Below are 23,688 nucleotides of genomic sequence, written 5' to 3' on the forward strand. Positions count from 1 at the left end.
TCCAGGCGTGGTTATGAAGAAAAACGGTTTCAGGTCCTGGACGGCGAGCCGCAGGGCGTATCGAGCGATCCAAACGCTTCCATCGGGCAGCTGGCGCAGCTTCGTTCATCGCAGTAACGACAGGTCGTCAGCGCGGATAGGGCATCGTCCGGCAGTTTGGCGACCACGGTCTCGGCAATGCGCTCGAGCGCTTCCAGATCCTGCGCAGATACGTGCGCCAGCAGCGCCTCCAGTGCCGCTTTGCGCAGCGCCAGGAGCTCGTCGCGCTGCCGCGAGCCGCTGGGGGTCAACGCCAGGCTCATCGTTCTGCGGTCCAGCGCCGACGGGCGCTTTTCAACGAAACCTCGCTCGACCAGGCGATCGACCAGGCGAACCGCGCCCGCGTGCGACAGGCGCAGAATCCGGCTGAGCTGGTCGATGGACAGCGTGGGAGAGTGGCCGATCACAATCACCGCGGCCACGGTTTCTCCGCCCAGCGACATGGCCTCGGCAACCGCCGCGCGCATGCGGTCGGTTACGCCCAGGGCCAATGCGCCAACAAGATTCACGAGACGTTCCGATATTTGTGCCATGAAGCGTGCCCTGTAAATGTATGAGTCATGCATATATTAAAGGAGGAACGTGCCGGAACGCAAGCCCGATGGCGGGCACGTTGGCTGGGGGTGTGCGGGGGTGGTGGAGGATGCTCGCGTGAAAAAATGCGAAGCCAAAAGAAAACGCCAAGCGAATCAATCGCTTGGCGTTGAATTGTGGTGGAGCCGGGGGGAATTGAACCCCCGTCCGCAAGCCCTCCGCAACCAGTTCTACATGCGTAGTCGGCCTATTTGGATTTAACCCTGGACTTAGCCAACCGACAGGCCGGACCAGGGCGATTCACGTAATTTAAGCCTGAACCGTGTGACCCCAGCGCAGACCGATTCCTTGTAAATGTCGCTGCTGCGGTTCGGGGTTGCCCCCTGGGAAGTTGCCTTCCCCCGCCTGACCCAAGGACAGATCAGTGCAGCGGCTCACCGCTTAAGCGGCGAGAGCGAAACGCTCGTCGTTGGCGTTTGTAGTGTTCCAGTGGATTAACGAGCTTACTGGTGCTCGGCATGCCCTGAGTTGTTTCGCGACCCACGTCGAATCCGGATCGGCCCCAAGTTGCTTGAATTGTACTCCAAATCGCCGCGAACAGGCAGGATTTTGCGGGGTTTTCAGGCGTTGGCGCAGGGTTGTCGCCGCAGCGTATGCGGCCGCGGGCGAGCGGTGGCGGCCAGCAGCGCGCCCAGGCCGATCGCGGCCAGCACAATACCGGCCGCGGCCACGCCCAGCGATGCCAGGCCGTGGTGATCGATGACGTAGCCGCCCACGATCGCGCCGATGCCGATACCGGTGTTGGCGCCGGAAATATTCAGCGATGCGGCGAAGGCCGGGGCCTCGGGGGCCGATTTCATGACGCGCACGTGGCACACAATAAAAAGTCCCGCCTGGGCGATGCCCCAGATACCCAGGGCCGCGGCCAGCAGCCCCGGCGTGCGCATCACCGGCCCCAGCACCGCCAGGCCGGCCGCCATCAGCGCCGAGAACAGCAGGGTGGCCCCCAGGGCGCTGCGGTCGGCCAGCCGGCCGCCGACCCAGTTGCCAAGCAGCCCGATGGCGCCGAAAGCCATCATCGACCAGCCGACCCATTGCCCGTTGAAGCCGGCCAGCCGTTCCAGCATGTCGGCCAGATAGGTATAGGCGGTGAACATGCCGCTAAAGACCAGCAGCGACAGCAGCACGTGGCCCACCACCCGGGGGTTGCGCAAGATGCGCAACTGGGCGGCCAGCTTGACGTTCTGCGCGTGGCGGGGCGGACGTGGGAAGCAGGCCCACAGCAGCAGCGCCTTGGCGAACGCCAGCGCCGCCAGCGCGCCGAACGCGGCGCGCCAGCCGAAGGCATCGGAAATCAGCACGCCGATGGGAATGCCGAACACGGTAGCGGCCACGATGCCGAACGCCACCATCGAGATGGCCCGGCCGGCGCGCGCCGGGCCGGCCAGTTCAACGGCGGTGGCGCTGGCCAGCGACCAGAACACCGGCAACGCCAGGGCCGGGACAAAGCGCGCCACCGCCATGATGCCGATATTGGGCGCCAGCGCCGCCAGGGTGTTCGAGGCGCCGAATAGCGCCAGTACGCCAATGAACAGGCGCTTGCGGTCGATGTTGGTCATGAGCGCCGTCAGCATCGGCCCCGTGGCTGCCACGGTGAAGGCGAACAACGTCACCAGCAGCCCCGCCTGCGATACCGACACGCCCAGGTCGCGCGCCAAGGGAGGCAGCAGGCCGACGATCAGGAACTCGGTCGTCAGAATGGTGAAGCCGGCGGTGGAAAGCAACAGGATGGGCAACAGCATAGGATTCCTGTGCGCGGCACGGGGCGCCGCGCGTAATGAACGGGCAAGGGAAAGGCTGGAGTGCGGCCCGGCAGAGCCGGGTGGCGCCGCGTACCGGGCGCGCCGCGAGAACAGGGCGGCCGGCCGGGCGGCAAGAGCAGTGCGTCAGGAATGCACTGTACGGTACGGGCTCAGCCGGATAAAGAGGGAAAATTCGGCATGACTATTCATGCCAGATGAACAGTGCCCGGGGCCGCGCAGCCCGCCCCGGCTTACCCGGCACTAGCGTGCGTCGCGCGGCAGCAAGGGTTCGATGGCGCCCCACAGCTCGTCGGGCGTGGCGGCGCAGGCGTCGGCCGACCAGGTGGTGATGTTCTCGTCCGTGCCCAGGTAGCCGTACGCCGCCGCCACTGCCGGCATGCCGGCGGCATGGGCGGCCTGGATGTCGCGCAGGTCGTCGCCCACGTACACGCAGCGGTCGGTGGCGAAGCCGGCCTCGCGCGCGGCATGCAGCAGCGGCAGCGGGTGCGGCTTGGAGTGGTCGGTGGTGTCGCCGCACACCAGCACCGCGCTACGGCGCGTCAGGCCCAGGAATTCGACAATGGGCAGGGTCAGGTGGGTGACCTTGTTGGTGACGATGCCCCAGGCCAGCCCGCGCTCGTGTATGCCGTCGAGCAGGGTGGCAATGCCGGGGAAAAGGCGGCTGTGCACCGTGGAGCCCGCCGCGTAGTCTTCCAGGAACTGCAGCCGGGCCGGCTCGTAGTCGGGGTGGTCGGGCAGCAGGCCAAGGGCGATGCGCAGCAGCCCGCGCGCACCCTGCGAGGCCACCGGGCGCAGCGTTTCGTAGGGCAGGGGTTCCAGGCCGCGCCGGGTGCGCTGGCGGTTCGCCGCGGCGGCCAGGTCGGGGGCGGTATCGGCCAGGGTGCCGTCGAAGTCGAACAGGATCAGGGCGCTCATTTGCGGGCGGACATCAGGTAGTTCACGGAAGTATCGCCGGACAGGCTGTACACCTGGGTGATCGGGTTGTATTCCATGCCGCGCATGCCCGTGGGCTGCAAACCCGCCTGGCGCGCGGCGGCGGCCAGTTCGCTGGGCTTGATGAACTGCTCGTGGCTGTGGGTGCCGCGCGGCAGCAGGCGCAGCACGTACTCGGCGCCGATGATAGCGTACAGGAATGACTTGGCGTTGCGATTCAGGGTGGAAAAGAACACCCAGCCGCCCGGCTTGGCCAGGGCAGCGCAGGCGCGCACCACCGAGCCGGGGTCGGGCACGTGCTCGAGCATTTCCATGCAGGTGACGATGTCGTAATGGCCGGGTTGCTCGGCGGCCAGTTCTTCGACGGGCACGGCGCGGTATTCCACCTGCACGCCGGATTCCAGTCCGTGCAGGCGGGCGATTTTCAGCGAGCGCTCGGCCAGGTCGATGCCCGTGACCCGGGCGCCCGCCGCAGCCATGCTTTCGGACAGGATGCCGCCGCCGCAGCCGACGTCCAGCACGGCCTTGCCCGTCAGGCTGCCGGCGCATTGCTGGATCCAGTCCAGGCGCAGCGGGTTGATGGCGTGCAGGGGTTTGAATTCGCTTTCGGGGTCCCACCAGCGGGCGGCCAGGGCTGCGAACTTGTCCAGCTCGGCCTGGTCGGCGTTCACGCCGGGGCGGGCGGATGCAGGAGTTTGGGTGGTCATGGGCAACTGGGCGCGGCCGCGCCGGGATGAAAAAAGGGCCTCGCAGTGCGAGGCCCTTCATTGTAGCGGCTAGCGCGTCGATTAACGGCGGCTACCCACAACTTCGATTTCAACGCGGCGGTTCTGGGCACGGCCTTCACGCGTCTTGTTGGAAGCGACGGGCTGCAGTTCGCCCTTGCCTTCCGTGTAGATGCGGTTGGGGTCGACACCCTTGCTGACCAGGTACGACTTGACCGAAGCGGCACGGCGCTCGGACAGGCCTTGGTTGTACTTTTCGGTACCGATCGAGTCGGTGTGGCCAACGGCGATGATGGTTTCGAGGTCGATGCCTTGGGCTTGCTGGGCAACTTGATCCAGCAGCTGGCGGCCTTCCGGCTTCAGCGTCGACTTGTCGAAGTCGAAGAACGTGTCGGCGTTGAAGACGACCTTGGTGGCCATCGGCGTCGGCTTGGCGGGCGCCTGAGCCACCGGCACGCCGTCGCAACCGGGGATGCCGGTCGCCGGGGTCCAGAAGGCATCGCGCCAGCACAGTTCATTCGTGCCGTTCATCCACACGTCGCCGAACGGGTTGCGCCAGTTGTCCACGGTTTGCGCGGAAGCTGCACCAGAGGCCGTAACGGCGGCGAAGGCGAGCGCCAGAGCGAATTTGGAGGGTTTGTTCATGTTTCTCCTCGTTGAGCTTGAAGCTGGATAAGTGACTCGCAGCGAACCCCCGCCGCATATCAGGAAAACGGGGCCAGTATAGCAACGCCCAGAAAAGGTTCAAAGGATCGCTACTGGGTCTCCTGCGTGCTGGAAACAATCTTAAGGCATTTGATGACCTTTGGCTGCCTTCGAAAGCCGCATTGGTGCTGGATATGATCTTTTCTTCTCTGTGTGCCGCAGGGTTGTTGGTTTTTGACAACAGGGTGGCAATTGCGCCATCAGGCGGGACAGGGCGGCGGGCGTGGCGGGCGCCCGACCGGCCGTCCGACAATCGGATGATAGAATTTCCTGTTTACCCGGCCCGGGTTTCTCTTATTCGATTCAGTCGCTATATATATGGATTCCTTTGCCAAGGAGACGCTTCCGGTATCGCTGGAAGAAGAGATGCGCCGCAGCTATCTTGATTACGCCATGAGCGTAATCGTGGGGCGAGCGCTGCCAGATGTGCGCGACGGCCTGAAGCCGGTACACAGGCGCGTGCTCTATGCCATGCACGAGCTCAACAACGACTGGAACCGCGCCTACAAGAAGTCGGCCCGTATCGTGGGCGACGTCATCGGTAAGTACCACCCCCACGGCGACCAGTCGGTGTACGACACCATTGTGCGCATGGCGCAAGATTTCTCCATGCGCTACATGCTGGTCGACGGCCAGGGCAACTTCGGCTCCATCGACGGCGACAGCGCGGCGGCCATGCGCTACACCGAAGTGCGCCTGGCCAAGATCGCCCACGAGCTGCTGGCCGACATCGACCAGGAAACCGTCGATTTCGGGCCCAACTACGACGGCAGCGAGCAAGAACCGCTGCTGCTGCCCTCGCGCCTGCCCAATCTGCTGGTCAACGGCAGCTCGGGCATTGCCGTGGGCATGGCCACCAACATTCCGCCTCACAACCTGCAGGAAGTGGTCGACGGTTGCCTGTATTGCCTGCGCAATCCCGAATGCTCGGTCGACGAGCTCATCGAGCTCATCCCGGCGCCCGACTTCCCCACCGGCGGCATCATCTACGGCATGTCGGGCGTGCGCGAAGGCTACCGCACCGGCCGTGGCCGCGTGGTCATGCGCGCCAAGACGCACTTCGAAGACATGGAAAAGGGCAACCGGCAGGCTATCGTGGTCGACGCCATACCCTACCAGGTCAACAAGAAGACACTGCAAGAGCGCATTGCCGAGCTGGTCAACGAGAAAAAAATCGAAGGCATCTCCGATATCCGCGACGAGTCCGACAAAGACGGCATGCGTCTGGTCATCGAGCTCAAGCGCGGCGAAGTGCCCGAGGTCATTCTCAACAACCTGTACAAGAACACCCAGCTGCAGGACACCTTCGGCATGAACCTGGTGGCGCTGGTCGACGGCCAGCCGCGCCTGCTGAACCTGAAGCAGCTGATCCACTACTTCCTGCAGCACCGCCGCGAAGTCGTGACGCGCCGCACCGTGTTCCAGCTGCGCAAGGCGCGCGAGCGCGGCCACGTGCTGGAAGGCCTGGCGGTGGCGCTGGCCAACATCGACGACTTCATCGCCATCATCAAGGCCGCGCCCACCCCGCCGGTGGCGCGCCAGGAACTGATGTCGCGCGCATGGGATTCCTCGCTGGTGCGCGAGATGCTGTCGCGCGCCGATCTCGACGCGGTGGGCGGGCCCGCGGCGTTCCGCCCCGACGACCTGCACGAAAGCTTCGGGCTGCAGGGCGACGGCCTGTATCGCCTGAGCGACACGCAGGCGCAGGAAATCCTGAACATGCGCCTGCAGCGCCTGACCGGGCTCGAGCAGGACAAGATCGTCGGCGAATACAAAGACGTGATGGCCACCATTGCCGACCTGCTCGACATCCTGGCCAAGCCGGAACGCATCACTACCATCATTGGCGAAGAACTGCAGGCCATCAAGGCCGAATTCTCTACCGGCGCCAAGGACACCCGCCGCTCGGAGATCGAATTCAACGCTACTGAACTCGACACCGAAGACCTGATCACGCCTACCGACATGGTGGTTACCCTGTCGCATGCGGGCTACATCAAGAGCCAGCCGTTGTCCGAGTACCGTTCGCAGAAACGCGGCGGGCGCGGCAAGCAGGCCACGGCCATGAAGGAAAACGACTGGATCGACCAGCTCTTCATCGCCAACACGCACAATTACCTGCTGTGCTTCTCCGACCGCGGCCGGGTGTACTGGCTGAAAGTCTGGGAAGTTCCGCAGGGCACGCGCGGCTCGCGCGGCCGGCCCATCGTCAATATGTTCCCGCTGGCCGACGGAGAAAAAATCACCGTGGTGCTGCCCGTCAAGGAGTTCAGCGAAGACAACTACGTCTTCATGGCCACCTCGCGCGGCACTGTCAAGAAAACTCCGCTGTCCGACTTCTCCAACCCGCGCAAGGCCGGCATCATTGCCGTGGGCCTCGACGAGGGCGACTATCTCATCGGCGCCGACCTTACCGACGGCAAGCACGACGTCATGCTGTTCTCCGACGCCGGCAAGGCCGTGCGCTTCGACGAGAACGACGTGCGCCCCATGGGCCGCAATGCCCGCGGCGTACGCGGCATGACGCTCGAAGACGGCCAGTCTGTCATTGCTTTGCTGGTGGCCGGCGACGAATCGCAAAGCGTGCTGACCGCCACCGAAAACGGCTATGGCAAGCGCACCTCCATCGCCGAATACACCCGCCACGGCCGCGGCACCAAGGGCATGATCGCCATCCAGACCTCGTCGCGCAATGGCAAGGTGGTGGGCGCCGTGCTGGTGATGCCGTCCGATGAAATCATGCTGATCACCACCGGCGGCGTGCTGGTGCGCACCCGCGTCAGCGAAATCCGCGAAATGGGCCGCGCCACGCAGGGCGTCACGCTGATCAGCGTCGACGACGGCAGCAGCCTGTCGGGTGTGCGCCGGGTGGTGGAAAGCGATGCCGACGCCGACGACGAAGATGCCGAAGCCACGGATGCCAATGACGGCGAATCCGGCGCTTCGCCCGAACCGACCGAACCTACGGAGCAATGATGGCGCGTCCCTGGAACTTCTCGGCGGGCCCGTCGGCCCTGCCTGAAGCGGTGCTGCAGCAGGCTGCCGACGAAATGCTGGACTGGAACGGCAGCGGCATGTCGGTGATGGAAATGAGCCATCGCGGCAAGCACTTCGTGCAAATCTGCGACCAGGCCGAAGCCGATCTGCGCGACCTGCTGGGCGTGCCGGCCGATTACGCCGTGATGTTCATGCAGGGCGGCGGGCTGGGCGAGAACGCCATCGTGCCCATGAACCTGATCGGCCGGCGCGGCCATCCGGCGGCCGATTTCGTGCTGACCGGCCACTGGTCGACCCGCTCGCATAAAGAAGCCGGCCGCTACGGCGACATCCATGTGGCCGCCAGCGCCGGCGAGGCCGCCAGCGTCGATGGCCGCGAACAGGCTCCCTGGACCTGGGTGCCTCCGGCGGACACGTGGAAGGTGCGCCCCGAAGCGGCCTACCTGCACCTGTGCAGCAACGAAACCATTCATGGCGTCGAGTTCACCGACTGGCCCGACCTGGCCGCGCTGGGCGCGCCCGACGTGCCGCTGGTGGTCGACGCCTCGTCGCACTTCCTGTCGCGCCCCATGGACGTCACGCGCGCCGGCCTGCTGTTCGCCGGCGCCCAGAAAAATGCCGGGCCGGCAGGTGTCACCATGGTGGTGGCCCGTCGCGATCTCATCGGCAAGGCCCTGCCTATCTGTCCGTCGGCCTTCGACTACGCCAACGTGGCGGCCGAGCATTCGCGCTACAACACGCCGCCGGCGTTCGCCATCTACATCGCGGGCCTGGTGTTCAAGTGGGTGAAGGCGCAGGGCGGGGTGGCCGGCATGGAAGCGGCCAACCGCGCCAAGGCCGAGCTGCTGTACGGCTACCTGGACAGCACCTCCTTCTATCACAACCCCGTGCACGCGCCGGTGCGCTCGCGCATGAACGTGCCGTTCGTGCTGCGCGACGAATCGCTCAACGACGCCTTCCTGCAAGGCGCCGAGGCGGCCGGCCTGATGCAGCTCAAGGGCCACAAGAGCGTGGGCGGCATGCGGGCTTCCATCTACAACGCCATGCCGCTCGAAGGCGTGCGCGCGCTGGTCGAGTACCTGCGAGACTTCGAGCGCCGCTATGGCTGATTCCCTGCAAGACCGGCTCAAGCCGCTGCGCGAGCGTATCGACGCGCTCGACACCCAGATTCTCGAACTGCTGTCGCAGCGCGCCCGTGCGGCGCTCGAAGTGGGCGAGGCCAAGCACGCTGCCGCGGCCGACGGCCCGGTGCTGCGGCCCGAACGCGAGGCCGAGGTCATCCGCCGCCTGCAGCAGCTGAACCCGGGGCCATTCCCGCGCGACGCCGTGGCGTTTGTCTGGACCGAAATCATCTCGGCCTGCCGCGGCCTCGAACGCGGCATGACGGTTGCCTACCTGGGGCCGCGCGGCTCGTTTTCCGAGCAGGCGGCCTTCGAGCATTTTGGCCGGTCGGTGCAGCCGCTGCCTTGCCCGTCGTTCGACGAAGTATTTCGCGCCGTCGAGGCCGGGCAGGCCGACGTGGGCATGGTGCCGGTGGAAAACTCCACCGAGGGCGCGGTCAACCGCAACCTGGATCTGCTGCTCAATACGCCGCTGAAGATCCTGGGCGAGCGTTCGCTCGACATCCGCCACTGCCTGATGACGCAATCGGGCTCGATGGACGGCGTGACCGCCGTGGCTGCGCATCCCCAGGCGCTGGCCCAGTGCCAGGCCTGGCTGAACCGCCACTACCCCGGCCTGGAGCGCGTTGCCGAGGCCAGCAATTCCGAAGCGGCGCGCGTGGCGGCCGGCAATCCGGCCATGGCGGCCATTGCCGGCGAAAGCGCCGCGCCTGCCTGGGACCTGCAAATCGTCGCCGCCGGCATTCAAGACGACCCCAACAACCGCACGCGGTTCCTGGCGCTGGGCGATATCCAGCCACTGCCCAGCGGCAAAGACAAAACCAGCCTGATCCTGGCCGTGCCCAATCGCGCCGGGGCGGTCTACGACATGCTGGCGCCGCTGGCGGCCAACGGCGTGTCCATGACCCGCTTCGAATCGCGGCCCGCGCGCACCGGCCAGTGGGAATACTATTTTTACGTCGACGTACAGGGTCACCGCGACGACCCCCAGGTGGCCCGCGCGCTGGCCGACCTGCAGGAGCAGGTGGCTTTCATCAAAGTGCTGGGCTCGTACCCGGCGCAGTAATCTTCCTCGCGTACGCGCATTTTCATGACTACCGCCATCAAGCCGTTGACCGCTCCCGCCCACGTCAGCGCCATTGCGCCATACCAGGCCGGCAAACCCATCGAAGAACTGGCCCGCGAGTTCGGGCTGGACCCGGCCGGCATCGTCAAGCTGGCCTCCAACGAGAACCCGCTGGGCATGCCCGAATCGGCGCGCCACGCGCTGACCGCCGCGGCCGGCACGCTGGCCCGTTATCCCGATCCCAACGGCTTCGACCTGAAGGCCGCGCTGGCCGAACGCTACGGCGTGCCCATGGGCTGGATCACGCTGGGCAACGGCTCGAACGACATCCTGGAAATCGCCGCGCTGGCGCTGCTCGAACCAGGCACGTCGGCCGTGTATGCACAGCATTCGTTCGCCGTCTACCGCCTGGCCACCCAGGCGCGCGGCGCGCGTCACATCCAGGTGCCGGCGCGCGACTACGGCCACGACCTCGATGCCATGTTCGAGGCCATTGCCGACGACACCCGCCTGGTGTTCATCGCCAATCCCAACAACCCCACCGGCACCTTCGTGCCGGGCGCCGACGTGGCGGCCTTCCTGCAGCGCGTGCACGCCGCCCACGGCGACCGCGTCACGGTGGTGCTGGACGAGGCCTACAACGAATACCTCGACCCCGAGCTGCGCTTCGACAGCGTGGCCCTGGTGCGCCAGTATCCCAACCTGATCGTCTCGCGCACGTTCTCCAAGGCCTACGGGCTGGCCGGGCTGCGCGTGGGCTACGCCATGGCGCAGCCGGCGCTGACCGACCTGCTCAACCGAGTGCGCCAGCCGTTCAACGTGAACACGTTGGCGCAGGCCGCCGCCATCGCGGCGCTGGGCGACGCCGACTACCTGGCGCGTTCGTACGCGCTGAACAAGGCGGGCAAGCAGCAACTGTGCGCCGCATTCGAAAGCCTGGCGCGGCGCTATGTGCCCAGCTACGGCAACTTCGTGCTGGTGCACGTGGGCGACGCGCAGCGCGTCAACCTCGAACTGCTCAAGCGCGGCGTGATCGTGCGGCCCGTGGCCGGCGACGGCCTGCCTGAGTGGCTGCGCGTCACCATCGGCCTGCCCGAGGAAAACCAGCGGTTCATCGCCGCGCTCACCGAAGTTCTGGCCGCATGACGCGCCCGCCAGTCGGCACCGAGACGCAGGGGGCCGATGGCCCCCTGATTCCTGTCCTGGCGGTAGTGGGCGTCGGCCTGATCGGCGGCTCTGCGGCGCTGGCGCTGCGCCAGGCGGGGCAGGTGGGGCGCGTGCTGGGCGTGGGGCGCAATGCCCAGTCGCTCGAGCGCGCCCGGCAACTGGGCCTGATCGACGCCGCTGCCACGCCGCAAGAGGCCGCCGCGCAGGCCGACGTCATCTTGCTGGCTACGCCGGTGGGCGGCCTGGGGGCGATGCTGGCCCAGCTGCGCCCGCATCTGCAGCCCCACGCCGTGCTCACCGACGCCGGCAGCACCAAGGCGGAAGTCGTGGCGGCCGCGCGCGCCGCACTGGACGAGCGTATCGGCCAGTTCGTGCCGGGCCATCCGATCGCCGGCGCCGAGCGCAGCGGGCCCGATGCCGCCGACGCGGCCCTGTACCGGCGCCGCACCGTCATCCTGACTCCTCTGCCGGAAAATGCGCCCGCCGAGGTCGCGCGCGTGCGCGCGTTGTGGCAGGCTTGCGGTGCGCACGTCATCGACATGGATGCCGACGCGCACGACCAGGTGCTGGCGTCGGTCAGCCATATGCCGCATTTGCTGGCGGCAGCCTACATGGCCCAGGTGGCTTCCGCCGACAACGCGGCCGCGCGGCTGGCCCTGGCCGGCACGGGGTTTCGCGACTTCACCCGCATCGCGGCCGGGTCGCCCGAAATGTGGCGCGACATTTTCCTGTCCAACCGCGCGGCGCTGCGCGCCGAGCTGGCCGCGGTGCGCGCGGTGCTCGATCAGGCCGAGCGCGCTATTGCCGAAGGCGACGGCGCCGCGCTCGAGGCGTTGCTGGCGCGCGCCGCCCAGGCGCGCCGCGGCTGGCGCAAGGAGTAAGCCTTTCATGACCGGACAGCCTTATCTCGATCTGCCGCGCGCCAGGCAGGCGCGCGGCCAGGTTGCCCTACCGGGTTCCAAGAGCATTTCCAACCGGGTGCTGCTGCTGGCCGCCCTGGCCGCCGGGCGCACCGACATATCTGGCCTGCTCGATTCCGACGACACCCGCGTGATGCTGGCCGCGCTGCGCCAGTTGGGCGTCGAACTGGCTGAAGCCGGCGAGGGACGCGTGACGGTTGGCGGCGCCGGCCGCTTCCCGGTGAAGCAGGCCGACTTGTTCCTGGGCAACGCCGGCACGGCCTTCCGGCCGCTGACCGCGGCGCTGGCCCTGATGGGCGGGCAGTACCGTTTGTCGGGCGTGCCGCGCATGCACGAACGCCCCATCGGCGATTTGGTCGACGCGCTGCGGCAGTGGGGCGCCCGCATCGATTACCTGGGCCAGGCAGGCTACCCGCCGCTGGCCGTGGGCGAGGGCCGCATCCGGGCCGATGCGCCGGCGCGCGTGCAGGGCGCGGTGTCCAGCCAGTTCCTGACGGCGCTGCTGCTGGCCGCGCCCGTGCTGGCGCAGGGCAGCGACCGGCCGGTGGTCATCGAGGTGGCCGGCGAACTCATTTCCAAGCCCTATATCGAGATCACCCTCAATCTGATGGCCCGCTATGGCGTGCAGGTGCGGCGGGACGGCTGGCGCACCTTTACCATCGAGCCGGGCGCGGCGTACCGCAGCCCGGGCGCCATCGCGGTCGAGGGCGATGCCTCGTCGGCGTCGTACTTCCTGGCGCTGGGGGCCATTGGCGGCGGCCCGGTGCGGGTCACTGGCGTGGGCGCCGACAGCATCCAGGGCGATGTGGCCTTTGCCCGCACCCTGGCCGACATGGGCGTGCAGATCGACTACGGCCCCGACTGGATCGAGGCCCGCGGCGTGCGGGTCGACCAGGGCGGCCGGCTCAAGGCGTTCGACACCGATTTCAACCTGATTCCCGATGCCGCCATGACCGCGGCCGCGCTGGCGCTGTACGCCGACGGCCCGTGCCGCCTGCGCAACATCGGCAGCTGGCGCGTCAAGGAAACCGACCGCATCCACGCCATGCACACCGAGCTGGCCAAGCTGGGCGCCGAGGTCGAATCCGGCCCTGACTGGCTGCGCATCACACCGCCGGCCGATGGCGGCTGGCGCGACGCCCACATCGGCACCTGGGACGACCACCGCATGGCCATGTGCTTCTCGCTGGCCGCCTTCGGGCCTGCCGCTGTGCGCATCCTGGACCCGGGCTGCGTCAGCAAGACCTTTCCCGATTATTTCGACGTTTACGCCGGCCTGGTGTCCGGCGCCCCCGACAGCTATGACGACTGACTCCATCTCTTCTGCCGGTGCTCCCGTTCCGGTCATCGCTATCGACGGCCCGACCGCTTCGGGCAAGGGTACGGTCGCTCACCGCGTGGCCAAGGCGCTGGGCTGGGCGGTGCTCGACAGCGGGGCGCTGTACCGGCTTACTGCGCTGGCGGCGCTGAACCGCGGCCTGGCGGCCGAAGACGAGGCCGGCGTGGCCGGCGTGGCGCGCGGGCTGGATGCCCGGTTCGAAGGGCGCCATATCTATCTGGAAGGCGTCGAGGTGGGCGAGGCCATCCGCCAGGAGCGCGTCGGCAATTTCGCTTCGCGCATCGCCGCCTATCCGGCCGTGCGGCAGGCTCTGCTCGAGCGCCAGCGGGCGTTTCGCGTGCCCCCGGGGCTGGTGGCCGACGGTCGCGACATGGGGACGGTGGTGTTCCCGGACGCGGCCTTGAAGGTCTTCCTGGTGGCAGATGTCGAGGCGCGTGCCGAAAGACGCTGTAAGCAGTTGATCGAAAAGGGAATTTCCGCTAAACTATCCGACCTTTTGCGCGATATGCGCGAACGCGATGCGCGCGATACCCAGCGCAGCGCGGCGCCGCTGGTGCCAGCGGCCGATGCACACGTGCTCGACTCGTCCAACCTGACCATCGAGCAAACGGTGCAGGCAGTACTCGATTTCTGGAAAGTTTCCGTCCCTGGCGGCGGTTCGTAGTTCCGGGCAGGCGCCCGGGGCCCGGGCCCTGGCAGGTTCATTCACTCCACTGTCGCGGGCAATCCGCTTCGGTGTGTTTTTAACGGCCATTCCGGCCTAATGGATTTCAACCCCATGTCTTCCGTTTCCACCCCCGCCACCGGCGGCGAAAGCTTCGCCGACCTCTTTGCAGAAAGCCTCAAGAGCCAGGACATGAAGTCCGGCGAAGTCATCAGCGCCGAAGTCGTGCGCGTCGACCATAACTTCGTCGTCGTCAACGCCGGCCTGAAGTCCGAAGCGCTGATTCCCCTGGAAGAGTTCCTGAACGACCAGGGCGAACTCGAAGTGCAACCTGGCGATTTCGTCTCGGTGGCCATCGATTCCCTGGAAAACGGCTACGGCGACACCATCCTGTCGCGTGACCGCGCCAAGCGCCTGTCGGCCTGGCTGCAACTGGAAAAAGCCCTCGAAAACGGCGAACTGGTCACTGGCACCATCACCGGCAAGGTCAAGGGCGGTCTCACCGTCATGACCAACGGCATCCGCGCGTTCCTGCCGGGCTCGCTGGTCGACCTGCGTCCCGTCAAGGACACCACCCCGTACGAAGGCAAGACCCTCGAATTCAAGGTCATCAAGCTCGACCGCAAGCGCAACAACGTCGTGCTGTCGCGCCGCCAGGTGCTGGAAGCCAGCATGGGCGAAGAGCGCCAGAAACTGCTCGAAACCCTGCACGAAGGTGCCGTGGTCAAGGGCGTGGTCAAGAACATCACCGACTACGGCGCGTTCGTCGACCTGGGCGGCATCGATGGCCTGCTGCACATCACCGACATGGCCTGGCGCCGTGTTCGCCACCCGTCCGAAGTCCTGCAAGTGGGCCAGGAAGTCGAAGCCAAGGTCCTCAAGTTCGACCAGGAAAAGAGCCGCGTCTCGCTGGGCGTCAAGCAGCTGGGTGAAGACCCGTGGGTGGGCCTGGCCCGCCGTTATCCGCAAGGCACCCGCCTGTTCGGCAAGGTTACCAACCTGACCGACTACGGCGCGTTCGTCGAAGTGGAAGCCGGCATCGAAGGCCTGGTGCACGTCTCCGAAATGGACTGGACCAACAAGAACGTCGATCCGCGCAAGGTCGTGACCCTGGGCGAAGAAGTCGAAGTCATGGTCCTGGAAATCGACGAAGACCGTCGTCGCATTTCGCTGGGCATGAAGCAGTGCCGTCAGAACCCGTGGGAAGAGTTCGCCACCAACTTCAAGCGTGGCGACAAGGTCCGCGGCGCCATCAAGTCGATCACCGACTTCGGCGTGTTCGTCGGCCTGCCTGGCGGCATCGACGGCCTGGTGCACCTGTCCGACCTGTCCTGGACCGAATCGGGCGAAGAAGCCGTTCGCAACTTCAAGAAGGGCGACGAAATCGAAGCCGTGGTGCTGGGCATCGATACCGACAAGGAACGCATCTCGCTGGGCATCAAGCAGCTGGAAGGCGACCCCTTCAACAACTTCGTCGCCACCTATGACAAGGGTGCCGTGGTGCCGGGCGTGATCAAGTCGGTCGAGCCCAAGGGCGCGGTCATCACGCTGTCGGTCGATGTCGAAGGCTACCTGCGCGCTTCCGAAATTTCGTCGGGCCGCGTCGAAGACGCCACCACCGTGCTGAAGGCCGGCGAAAACATCGAAGCCATGATCGTCAACATCGACCGCAAGACGCGTTCGATCCAGCTGTCGATCAAGGCTCGCGACAACGCCGAAACCGCCGACACCATCCAGCGCATGTCCGAAGCCAGCGCCTCCTCGGGTACCACCAACCTGGGCGCGCTGCTCAAGGCCAAGCTGGATCAACAGCGCAACGACGGCTGATAGTGACCAAGTCGGAGCTGATCGCCGCACTGGCGGCCCGCTATCCCCAGCTGGCCGCCCGCGACACCGATTACGCCGTCAAGACCATGCTCGATGCAATGACCCAGGCCCTGGCCTCGGGCCAGCGCATCGAGATCCGCGGTTTTGGCAGCTTTTCGCTGTCGCAGCGTTCACCCCGCGTCGGGCGCAATCCCAAGTCGGGCGAGCAGGTGCTGGTGCCTGGCAAGCAGGTGCCGCACTTCAAGGCCGGCAAGGAATTGCGCGAGCGCGTCGACCTGGCCGGTGGCCTGGCCGACACGCAGCCCGACGGCGACGCGCCGGACCAGCCCCAGCCCACGCTGCTTGGCTTGCACGCCATGTAGCACGCCGGCAAGGTCCGGTTGCCCGTGCCAAACAGTACCGGCAAAGCCCCTTGAATGTTCAAGGGGCTTTGTTTTTTTGCCGCCGGCCCGGCCCGGCTTCCGCTTACAATTGAACGTCTCGAACCCTCTTCTGGAGCATGCCCCATGCGCTACTTAGTCTGGGCCCTGCGATTGCTCGTTTTCATTGCGGTGTTGATGTTCGCCCTGAAGAACACCGATCCCGTGGTGGTGAAGTTCTACGCCGACTATGTCGTGCAAGACGTGCCGCTCATCGTGGTCATGCTGGCCGCGTTCGTGCTGGGTACGCTGTTCGGCCTGCTGCTCACCGTGCCGGCCGCCATGCGCCGCCGCCGCGAAGCCGTGCGCCTGCGCCGCGAAGTCGAGCGCCTGCAGGCTGCCGCCAATGGCGTGCAGCCGGTGGTCGCGCCCGAGGCCATTGCCCCCATGTCTCCGCTGTAAGCGGCGTCATCCTGCCTTTTCCATAACCGGTACAGAGCTCGCAGCGTGGATTTTGAACCCTGGTGGCTTATCTTTGTGCCCGTGCTGTTTGCACTGGGCTGGTTGGCGGCACGATTCGATTTCCGGCAGATGCTGCGCGAAACGCGCACCTTGCCCGATTCGTACTTCCGCGGCCTGAACTTTCTGCTCAACGAGCAACCCGACCGCGCCATCGACGCCTTTGTCGAGGTCGCCAAACTCGATCCTGAAACCACCGAACTGCATTTCGCGCTGGGCAGCCTGTTCCGGCGCCGTGGCGAAATGGAGCGCGCCATCCGCGTGCACCAGAGCCTGCTCAGCCGCTCCGACCTGCCCGAGGCCGAGCGCGAGCACGCCCAGCACGAGCTGGCGCACGACTTCCTCAAGGCAGGCATGCTGGACCGCGCCGAAAGCGCCTTCGAACAACTGAAAGACACCCGCTACGCGCTGCCGGCACTGCGCTCGCTGATCCGCATCTACGAATCCGAACACGACTGGCCACGCGCCATCGAAGCCGTCAAGACGCTGCATGGCCTGGTTGACGAGCCTGTGCCGCAGATCGTGCACTATTACTGCGAACAGGCCCAGGCAGCCCTGGCCGTCAAGCCCTTCAATGCCGATGCGGCGCACGCCGCGCTCGATGCCGCCGACCACGCCGCCAGGCAGGCTGGCCAGAGCGAAGCCGCCGGCAAGCCGGCCAAGGTACGCACTGCCATGCTGCGCGCACGCCTGGCGCAGCTCGAGCAAGATCCGAAGCGCGAGCGCCTGTACCTGGAATCCATCCTGGCCGACGCGCCCGAATTCGCCGGCCTGGTGGCCGAGCAGCTGCTGGCCAGCTACCGCGCCGCCGACCAGGCCGCCGACGGCCTGGAATTGCTCCAGAAGCAGTACGCCCACCATCCTTCGCTCGACCTGTTCAACGTGGTGTTCCGCGAGTTGCGGGTGCAACAGGGCGCCGCGCCGGCCTGGGCCTTCGCTCGCGGGGCGCTGCGGCACCACCCCTCGCTACTGGGGCTGGACCGCCTGCTCGAGGCCGAACTGGGCAGCGCCAACAACGGGGCAGCGCAAGAGCAGGGCCCCGTGCGCGGCGCCGACCTCAGCCTGCTGCGCAGCCTGATCCACAAGCACACGCAGCGCCTGGACCGCTACGCCTGCCGCAATTGCGGCTTCCAGGCGCGGCGGTATTATTGGCAATGTCCGGGCTGCAACGCCTGGGAAACCTACGCGCCGCGCCGTTTGGAAGAACTCGAATGAAGCCATTTCCCCTCGAGGACATCGCGCGCAGCCGCGTGCTGGTCGTGGGCGACGTCATGCTCGACCGCTACTGGTTCGGCGAAGTCGACCGCATCTCGCCCGAGGCGCCCGTGCCCGTGGTGCGCGTGGCGCGCCGCGAAGACCGCCTGGGCGGCGCGGCCAACGTGGCCCGCAACGTCGCGGCGCTGGGCGGGCAGGCCACTTTGGTGGGCATCGTGGGCGTCGACGAAGGCGGCGACAGCATCGCCCGCATGGCCCAGCAGGCGGGCGTGCAGGCCGACCTGGCCGCCGACGCCGAGCACCCCACCACCCTGAAAATGCGCGTGCTGGGCCGGCAGCAGCAGCTGCTGCGCGTGGATTTCGAACAACATCCCAGCGCGGCCGCGCTCGACGATCTCGATGCCCGCGTGGCGCGCCACCTGGCCAACCACGACGTGGTGGTGCTGTCCGACTACGCCAAGGGCGCGCTCGACCGGGTCGAGGCCCTGATCTCGCAGGCGCGCGCCGCCGGCGTGCCCGTGCTGGTCGACCCCAAGGGCGACGACTACACCCGCTACCGCGGCGCTGCCCTGGTCACGCCCAACCGGGCCGAAATGCAGCAGGCCGTGGGCCGCTGGAATTCCGAATCGCAATTAACCGAGCGCGCCCAGCGGCTGCGCGCCGATCTCGATCTTGAAGCCCTGCTGGTCACCCGATCCGAGCAGGGCATGACGCTTTTCACCGCGGCGGGCCGCGAGCATGTCGACGCGCAGGCGCACGAAGTGTTCGACGTCTCCGGTGCTGGCGACACCGTGCTGGCCACGCTGGCCGCCATGCGGGCCATCGGCCAGCCCTGGGCAGAAGCCATGGGCTGGGCCAACCGCGCCGGCGGCATCGTGGTCGGCAAGCTGGGCACGTCGGTCGTCACCGCCGCAGAACTTGGAGAATCCACATGATCGTCGTCACAGGCGCCGCCGGCTTCATCGGCAGTAACCTGGTGCGCGGCCTGAACCGCCGCGGCATCCAGGACATCATTGCGGTCGACGACCTGACCGAGGGCGACAAGTTCCTCAACCTGGTCGATTGCCAGATCGCAGACTATCTCGACAAAGACGAATTCCGCCGCCGCGTGCTGGCCGGATCGCTGCCGCCGCTGCGCGCCGTGCTGCACCAGGGCGCGTGCTCGGACACCACCGAGCGCAACGGCCGCTATATGCTCGACAACAATTACCGGGTCACGCTGGAATTGTTCGAATACTGCCAGGCACACGCCATCCCGTTCCTGTATGCCTCGTCGGCGGCCGTATACGGCGGCTCGTCAGTGTACGTCGAAGACCCCACCAACGAACGGCCGCTGAACGTCTACGGCTATTCCAAGCTGCTGTTCGATCAGGTGCTGCGCACCCGCATGAAGTCCCTGACCGCCCAGGTGGTGGGCTTACGCTACTTCAACGTGTACGGGCCGCACGAGCAGCACAAGGGCCGCATGGCCTCGGTGGCGTTCCACAACATGAACCAGTTTCTGGCCGAGGGCCACGTGCGGCTGTTCGCGGGTTGGGATGGCTACGCCGACGGCGGCCAGAGCCGCGACTTCATATCGGTCGAAGACGTGGTGGCGGTCAACCTGCATTTTCTCGACAACCCCGGCACCTCGGGCATCTTCAATTGCGGCACGGGCCGCGCTCAGCCTTTCAACGATGTAGCTGCGGCGGTCGTCAACACGCTGCGCGAAGAACGCGGCGAAGCCGCGCTGCCGCTCGACAAACTGGTCGAGCAGGGGTTGGTGCGCTATATCCCGTTCCCCGACGACCTGAAAGGCCGCTACCAGAGCTATACCCAGGCCGACGTCACGCAATTGCGCGCGGCGGGTTTCGCCGCGCCCATGCGCGATGTGCAGACCGGCGTGGCCGAATACGTGCGCTACTGGCGCGCGCGCAAGGCCTGAGGGGTCAGGCCTGAGGCCGCTGCGTAGTTTCCGCGGCTGATTTTTCCGTTCACGCGCGCCCGGCGCGCAGCGGAGCAGGCCGCATCATGGCGGGCCAGGCGGGTCGACCGATCCGCCGGCCTTGTACGGAGACTCCGCCATGAATCCCTTTCTGCACGATACGGTGGCCGCGCCCCTGGCACCGTTGCCACGTCCTGTTTTTCGTCCGGCTCCGCAGTGGCCGCTGGTCGGTCCGCGCCGGCCCGGCCGAGCCGGCGCGGCGCATGGGCGCCGGCCGCTGGCGCGCACGGTGGGGTGCCTGGCCGTGGCTGGCGGGTTGAGCCTGGCAGCCATGCCGGCCCGCTCGCTGGACGTTAATGCGGCTTCTGCCGAACAGCTTGAAGCGCTGCATGGGGTAGGGCCGCGCACGGCGCAGATCATCGTGCAGGAACGCGAGCGCGCCGGGCCGTTCGAGTCGTTGCAGGACCTGTCGGATCGGGTGCGGGGTATCGGCCCCAAGCGCCTGGGCAGCCTGCAGGCGGCCGGCCTGACGGTGGGTGCGGGCGTGCCCGTGCTGACGTCCGGCAGTATCGCCACCCCTCAATTCGCGCCGGCGCTGCCCGCGCTTTCAGCCCCCTGACAGCTGGCGGGCGGTATCCCTGGCACGAGCGCGGCTTTGGTGCCGCGTCGTGGCGCCAGCGGTTATTATCGGTCGCATGGCTACCTCTACTTATCCCACTATCGAACAAACCGTCGGCAATACGCCGCTGGTCCGCCTGCAGCGCATTCCCGGCGCGGCGGGCCAGGCGCGGGGCAATGTCATCCTGGCCAAACTGGAAGGCAACAACCCCGCGGGCTCGGTCAAAGACCGACCGGCGCTGTCCATGATCCTGCGTGCCGAAGAGCGCGGCGAGATCAAGCCCGGCGACACGCTCATCGAAGCCACCAGCGGCAACACCGGCATTGCGCTCGCCATGACGGCCGCCATGCGTGGTTACCGCATGGTGCTGATCATGCCCGACAACCTGTCGGTAGAACGCCGCGCCGCCATGGCCGCCTACGGCGCCGAACTCATCCTGACTCCGGCCAGCAAGGGCGGCATGGAATACGCGCGCGACCTGGCCATGTCGATGCAGGCTGAAGGCAAGGGCAAGGTGCTGGACCAGTTCGCCAATCCCGACAACCCGCGCGCCCACATCGAGGGCACCGGCCCCGAAATCTGGACGCAGACCGAAGGCCGCGTCAGCCACTTTGTCAGCGCCATGGGCACCACGGGCACCATCATGGGCGTGTCCACCTACCTGAAGTCGCGCAACGCCGGGGTCCAGGTGATCGGCGCCCAGCCGGCCGAAGGTTCGCAAATCCCGGGCATCCGCAAATGGCCCGAGGCCTACATGCCCAGCATTTTCGACCGCAGCCTGGTCGACGGCTATGAGTCCATATCCCAGGTCGAAGCCGAAACCATGGCGCGCCGGCTGGCTGCCGAAGAAGGCATTTTTGGCGGCATTTCTTCGGCAGGGGCGCTGGTGGCGGCTTTGCGCGTTGCCGAACGCGTCGAGAACGCCACCATCGTGTTCATCGTCTGCGACCGCGGCGACCGCTATTTGTCTACCGGCGTGTTCAACGAAACCCGCTGACGCGCCGCCATGCCGTTCGGGCCTGGGCCGCCGCGAGGAGGCCCAGGCCCGAATGCTGTCCGCATGCGCATTGCCTGCGGGACGAGGCCGCGCTAGCGGCGCGCTTCCAGGGCGGCCGCCAGGTCGGCCACCGCAGTGGCGTAGAAATAACTGCGGTTGTATTGCGTCAGGGCAAAAAAATTGGGCGTGGCGGTGCGGTACTGCACCGTGCCGCGCGCTTCTTCTACCAAATCTACGACGCCCAATGGGCGGTCTTGCCAGCCGTCGGCCCGGGCGCCAGGCGCCAGCCGCGCGCCGGCGGCCCGCAGGCTGGCCCAGGTCTGCGTGGGTTGCAGTCCGCCCGAAGCCAGCGCCGCCGGGTCGGGCGGCAGGATGACCGGCGCAAAGACCGGCAGACCGCGCTGCCAGCCGTGCTCGACCAGGAAGTTGCCCACCGACATGACCGAATCGGCCACGCTGTTGGCCAGGTCGATGTGGCCGTCGTGATCGCCGTCGACCGCATAGCGCCTGATGCTGCCGGGCATGAATTGCGGCATGCCGATGGCGCCGGCGTACGAACCCCGGGCGTCGAGCGCCAGCTTGTCCTGCAAGGCCAGGGTGATGAAGTCGCCCAGTTGCCCGCGGAACATTTCGGCGCGCTCGGGCTTGGCGGGATCGGGGTAGTCGAACGCCAGCGTGGCCAGGGCGTCCAGCACGCGGAAGCTGCCCATGTTGCGGCCATACAGGGTTTCAACGCCGATGATGGACGCGATGATTGAGGCCGGCACTCCGTAGCGTTGTGCGGCCTGGGTCAGGAGGGTCTGGTTTTCTTCCCAGAACTGCAAGCCCCAGTTGATGCGCTTGGGTTCGACGAACCGGGCCCGGTAGGTGATCCAGCTGCGCCACACTTTGCGGCCGGGCGGCGAGGGGGCGATCAGCCGCGCCACGGTGGCGTTGTAGCGGGCGCTTTCCAGCGCGGCTACCACCGGTTCGAGCGCCAGGCCGCGCTCGGCGGCCAACTGTTCGGCGTAGCCGCGGGCGTCCGGGCGCAGCGCGCCCGTAAGGGTCGAGGCCGCGGCGGGCTCATCGGCCGGCCGGGCCGGGCCGATGCGGATAGGTGCGTTGCCGCCTGAGGGTTCGGGGGCGGGCTGGGCCGCTGTTGGCCCGGGAGGAGCGCTTGCACAACCGGCCAACACCAGGGTAACCGTGCCGATTTGCAGGAATCGCCGACAGATGAACATAATCTTCCTTATGGAGACCATGTATCTTACCCACCCGTCGTGCAGGCTGCATGAAATGGGCAGCTGGCATCCCGAAAGCCCACAGAGGCTGGACGCCATTGCCGACCAGCTGCTGGTCAGCGGCCTGGCGCCGTTCCTGGCCGAGCACGAAGCCCCCGCCGCCACCCGCGAGGCTATCCTGCGCGTGCATACGGCCGGCCACCTCGACAGCTTGCACGCCCGGTCGCCGGCCGAAGGCTATTGCACCATCGATCCCGACACGATGATGAATCCGCATACGTACGAAGCCGCGTTGCATGCGGCCGGCGCGGGCATCGCGGCCGTGGATGCGGTGATGGGCGGACAGGCCGCCAATGCCTTCTGCGCGGTGCGCCCACCCGGCCACCACGCGCGCCGCAGCCAGGCCATGGGATTCTGCTTCCTGAATAACGTGGCTATTGCAGCGCAGCATGCGATGCAGGTCCACGGTGTGCGGCGCGTGGCCATCGTCGATTTTGATGTGCATCATGGAAACGGCACGGAAGATGTTTTTGCGGGCGATGACCGGGTGCTGATGTGCAGCTTCTTCCAGCATCCGTTCTTTCCCAATAGCGGCACCGAGCATCCGGCTGCCAACATGGTCAACGTGCCGGTGCCCGCCTACACCGATGGCGCCGCGGTGCGCGAGCTGGTGCGCGACGTCTGGCTGCCGCGCCTGCAGGCGCATGCGCCCGAGCTCATCCTGATTTCAGCCGGGTTCGATGCCCACCGCGAAGACGACATGGGCCAAATGGGCCTGGTCGAGGCCGACTATGCCTGGATCACCGAGCGCGTGGCCGAAGTCGCCGACCGGCACGCGCAGGGGCGCATCGTCAGTATGCTGGAAGGCGGTTACAACTTATCAGCCCTTGGACGCAGCGTCGTCGCCCACATACGGGCGCTGGCAAAGTTGTAGAATCAATAAATTGTGCAATGCGGGGCCGGCACTGCCGGCCG

The 23,688-nt window shown here is 66.8% G+C and carries 22 protein-coding genes and 1 other RNA gene; 16 read left to right on the forward strand and 7 right to left on the reverse strand.

Annotated elements, in window-relative coordinates; translation table 11 throughout:
• Positions 1–29: 29 nt before the first annotated feature.
• The 6 genes from BPET_RS09545 to ompA form a co-directional block, all read right to left on the reverse strand.
• Positions 30–548, reverse strand: coding sequence for a MarR family winged helix-turn-helix transcriptional regulator (locus BPET_RS09545; RefSeq protein WP_231852674.1), 519 nt, complete (start codon positions 546–548; stop codon positions 30–32).
• Between the two features lie 202 nt (positions 549–750).
• Positions 751–1,137, reverse strand: a transfer-messenger RNA (tmRNA) gene (gene ssrA, locus BPET_RS25950).
• A 56-nt stretch (positions 1,138–1,193) separates the two neighbouring features.
• Positions 1,194–2,375: an MFS transporter gene (locus BPET_RS09550; RefSeq protein WP_012248801.1), complete on the reverse strand. Its 1,182-nt coding sequence runs from the start codon at positions 2,373–2,375 to the stop codon at positions 1,194–1,196.
• Positions 2,376–2,636: 261 nt separating this feature from the next.
• Positions 2,637–3,311, reverse strand: a complete 675-nt coding sequence (locus tag BPET_RS09555; protein WP_012248802.1) for an HAD-IA family hydrolase — start codon at positions 3,309–3,311, stop codon at positions 2,637–2,639.
• Complete coding sequence (gene ubiG / locus BPET_RS09560) at positions 3,308–4,036, reverse strand: bifunctional 2-polyprenyl-6-hydroxyphenol methylase/3-demethylubiquinol 3-O-methyltransferase UbiG (RefSeq protein ID WP_012248803.1); 729 nt, start codon at positions 4,034–4,036, stop codon at positions 3,308–3,310. The genes BPET_RS09555 and ubiG overlap by 4 nt, the downstream gene beginning before the upstream one ends.
• 81 nt (positions 4,037–4,117) lie before the next feature.
• Positions 4,118–4,699 carry an outer membrane protein OmpA gene (gene ompA, locus BPET_RS09565; protein WP_012248804.1) on the reverse strand — a complete coding sequence of 194 codons (582 nt, stop codon included), beginning with the start codon at positions 4,697–4,699 and terminating at the stop codon, positions 4,118–4,120.
• A 378-nt stretch (positions 4,700–5,077) separates the two neighbouring features.
• Between ompA and gyrA the strand changes: the two genes are divergently transcribed.
• The 15 genes from gyrA (at position 5,078) to cysM (ending at position 21,493) form a co-directional block, all read left to right on the forward strand.
• Positions 5,078–7,735, forward strand: a complete 2,658-nt coding sequence (gene gyrA, locus BPET_RS09570) for a DNA gyrase subunit A (protein WP_012248805.1) — start codon at positions 5,078–5,080, stop codon at positions 7,733–7,735.
• Positions 7,732–8,865, forward strand: a complete 1,134-nt coding sequence (serC, locus tag BPET_RS09575; protein ID WP_085970207.1) for a 3-phosphoserine/phosphohydroxythreonine transaminase — start codon at positions 7,732–7,734, stop codon at positions 8,863–8,865. The genes gyrA and serC overlap by 4 nt, the downstream gene beginning before the upstream one ends.
• Entirely contained in the window at positions 8,858–9,943 is a 1,086-nt protein-coding gene (gene pheA, locus BPET_RS09580; RefSeq protein WP_012248807.1) for a prephenate dehydratase, read from the forward strand. The genes serC and pheA overlap by 8 nt, the downstream gene beginning before the upstream one ends.
• Positions 9,944–9,967: 24 nt before the next feature.
• A complete protein-coding gene (hisC, locus tag BPET_RS09585) occupies positions 9,968–11,089 on the forward strand; it encodes a histidinol-phosphate transaminase (RefSeq protein WP_012248808.1) in 1,122 nt (373 codons plus the stop codon).
• Entirely contained in the window at positions 11,086–11,991 is a 906-nt protein-coding gene (locus BPET_RS09590) for a prephenate dehydrogenase (protein WP_012248809.1), read from the forward strand. Before hisC ends, BPET_RS09590 begins: the two co-directional genes overlap by 4 nt.
• 7 nt (positions 11,992–11,998) lie before the next feature.
• A complete protein-coding gene (gene aroA / locus BPET_RS09595; protein ID WP_012248810.1) occupies positions 11,999–13,342 on the forward strand; it encodes a 3-phosphoshikimate 1-carboxyvinyltransferase in 1,344 nt (447 codons plus the stop codon).
• A complete protein-coding gene (gene cmk, locus BPET_RS09600) occupies positions 13,332–14,033 on the forward strand; it encodes a (d)CMP kinase (protein WP_012248811.1) in 702 nt (233 codons plus the stop codon). Before aroA ends, cmk begins: the two co-directional genes overlap by 11 nt.
• A 114-nt stretch (positions 14,034–14,147) precedes the next feature.
• Positions 14,148–15,860 (forward strand): 30S ribosomal protein S1, encoded by a 1,713-nt coding sequence (rpsA, locus tag BPET_RS09605; protein ID WP_041863740.1) that lies wholly within the window; start codon positions 14,148–14,150, stop codon positions 15,858–15,860.
• A gap of 2 nt (positions 15,861–15,862) precedes the next feature.
• Positions 15,863–16,222 (forward strand): integration host factor subunit beta, encoded by a 360-nt coding sequence (locus BPET_RS09610; protein WP_012248813.1) that lies wholly within the window; start codon positions 15,863–15,865, stop codon positions 16,220–16,222.
• A gap of 144 nt (positions 16,223–16,366) precedes the next feature.
• Positions 16,367–16,681, forward strand: coding sequence for a lipopolysaccharide assembly protein LapA domain-containing protein (locus BPET_RS09615; RefSeq protein WP_012248814.1), 315 nt, complete (start codon positions 16,367–16,369; stop codon positions 16,679–16,681).
• A gap of 45 nt (positions 16,682–16,726) precedes the next feature.
• A complete protein-coding gene (gene lapB / locus BPET_RS09620) occupies positions 16,727–17,953 on the forward strand; it encodes a lipopolysaccharide assembly protein LapB (protein WP_012248815.1) in 1,227 nt (408 codons plus the stop codon).
• Positions 17,950–18,888: a D-glycero-beta-D-manno-heptose-7-phosphate kinase gene (gene rfaE1, locus BPET_RS09625; RefSeq protein WP_012248816.1), complete on the forward strand. Its 939-nt coding sequence runs from the start codon at positions 17,950–17,952 to the stop codon at positions 18,886–18,888. The genes lapB and rfaE1 overlap by 4 nt, the downstream gene beginning before the upstream one ends.
• Positions 18,885–19,877 carry an ADP-glyceromanno-heptose 6-epimerase gene (rfaD, locus tag BPET_RS09630; RefSeq protein ID WP_012248817.1) on the forward strand — a complete coding sequence of 331 codons (993 nt, stop codon included), beginning with the start codon at positions 18,885–18,887 and terminating at the stop codon, positions 19,875–19,877. The genes rfaE1 and rfaD overlap by 4 nt, the downstream gene beginning before the upstream one ends.
• 139 nt (positions 19,878–20,016) lie before the next feature.
• Positions 20,017–20,496 carry a ComEA family DNA-binding protein gene (locus tag BPET_RS26360; RefSeq protein WP_012248818.1) on the forward strand — a complete coding sequence of 160 codons (480 nt, stop codon included), beginning with the start codon at positions 20,017–20,019 and terminating at the stop codon, positions 20,494–20,496.
• 76 nt (positions 20,497–20,572) lie between these two features.
• Positions 20,573–21,493, forward strand: coding sequence for a cysteine synthase CysM (gene cysM, locus BPET_RS09640; protein ID WP_012248819.1), 921 nt, complete (start codon positions 20,573–20,575; stop codon positions 21,491–21,493).
• Between the two features lie 92 nt (positions 21,494–21,585).
• Here cysM and mltB read toward each other — a convergent pair whose 3' ends face one another.
• Positions 21,586–22,713 (reverse strand): lytic murein transglycosylase B, encoded by a 1,128-nt coding sequence (mltB, locus tag BPET_RS09645; protein ID WP_012248820.1) that lies wholly within the window; start codon positions 22,711–22,713, stop codon positions 21,586–21,588.
• A gap of 10 nt (positions 22,714–22,723) precedes the next feature.
• Here mltB and BPET_RS09650 point away from each other — a divergent pair, with 10 nt between their 5' ends.
• Entirely contained in the window at positions 22,724–23,647 is a 924-nt protein-coding gene (locus BPET_RS09650) for a histone deacetylase family protein (protein ID WP_012248821.1), read from the forward strand.
• Positions 23,648–23,688 lie beyond the last annotated feature (41 nt).

Origin of the sequence: Bordetella petrii (assembly GCF_000067205.1) — a bacterium.
Classification (GTDB): domain Bacteria; phylum Pseudomonadota; class Gammaproteobacteria; order Burkholderiales; family Burkholderiaceae_B; genus Bordetella_A; species Bordetella_A petrii.

What these genes read in the sequence shown, in the direction of transcription:
- BPET_RS09550 (WP_012248801.1), bottom strand. Translation starts at nt 2,375, where the DNA reads ATGCTGTTGCCCATCCTGTTGCTTTCCACCGCCGGCTTCACCATTCTG.
- BPET_RS09555 (WP_012248802.1), bottom strand. Translation starts at nt 3,311, where the DNA reads ATGAGCGCCCTGATCCTGTTCGACTTCGACGGCACCCTGGCCGATACC.
- ubiG (WP_012248803.1), bottom strand. Translation starts at nt 4,036, where the DNA reads ATGACCACCCAAACTCCTGCATCCGCCCGCCCCGGCGTGAACGCCGAC.
- ompA (WP_012248804.1), bottom strand. Translation starts at nt 4,699, where the DNA reads ATGAACAAACCCTCCAAATTCGCTCTGGCGCTCGCCTTCGCCGCCGTT.
- gyrA (WP_012248805.1), top strand. Translation starts at nt 5,078, where the DNA reads ATGGATTCCTTTGCCAAGGAGACGCTTCCGGTATCGCTGGAAGAAGAG.
- serC (WP_085970207.1), top strand. Translation starts at nt 7,732, where the DNA reads ATGATGGCGCGTCCCTGGAACTTCTCGGCGGGCCCGTCGGCCCTGCCT.
- pheA (WP_012248807.1), top strand. Translation starts at nt 8,858, where the DNA reads ATGGCTGATTCCCTGCAAGACCGGCTCAAGCCGCTGCGCGAGCGTATC.
- hisC (WP_012248808.1), top strand. Translation starts at nt 9,968, where the DNA reads ATGACTACCGCCATCAAGCCGTTGACCGCTCCCGCCCACGTCAGCGCC.
- BPET_RS09590 (WP_012248809.1), top strand. Translation starts at nt 11,086, where the DNA reads ATGACGCGCCCGCCAGTCGGCACCGAGACGCAGGGGGCCGATGGCCCC.
- aroA (WP_012248810.1), top strand. Translation starts at nt 11,999, where the DNA reads ATGACCGGACAGCCTTATCTCGATCTGCCGCGCGCCAGGCAGGCGCGC.
- cmk (WP_012248811.1), top strand. Translation starts at nt 13,332, where the DNA reads ATGACGACTGACTCCATCTCTTCTGCCGGTGCTCCCGTTCCGGTCATC.
- rpsA (WP_041863740.1), top strand. Translation starts at nt 14,148, where the DNA reads ATGTCTTCCGTTTCCACCCCCGCCACCGGCGGCGAAAGCTTCGCCGAC.
- BPET_RS09615 (WP_012248814.1), top strand. Translation starts at nt 16,367, where the DNA reads ATGCGCTACTTAGTCTGGGCCCTGCGATTGCTCGTTTTCATTGCGGTG.
- rfaE1 (WP_012248816.1), top strand. Translation starts at nt 17,950, where the DNA reads ATGAAGCCATTTCCCCTCGAGGACATCGCGCGCAGCCGCGTGCTGGTC.
- rfaD (WP_012248817.1), top strand. Translation starts at nt 18,885, where the DNA reads ATGATCGTCGTCACAGGCGCCGCCGGCTTCATCGGCAGTAACCTGGTG.
- BPET_RS26360 (WP_012248818.1), top strand. Translation starts at nt 20,017, where the DNA reads ATGAATCCCTTTCTGCACGATACGGTGGCCGCGCCCCTGGCACCGTTG.
- cysM (WP_012248819.1), top strand. Translation starts at nt 20,573, where the DNA reads ATGGCTACCTCTACTTATCCCACTATCGAACAAACCGTCGGCAATACG.
- mltB (WP_012248820.1), bottom strand. Translation starts at nt 22,713, where the DNA reads ATGTTCATCTGTCGGCGATTCCTGCAAATCGGCACGGTTACCCTGGTG.
- BPET_RS09650 (WP_012248821.1), top strand. Translation starts at nt 22,724, where the DNA reads ATGGAGACCATGTATCTTACCCACCCGTCGTGCAGGCTGCATGAAATG.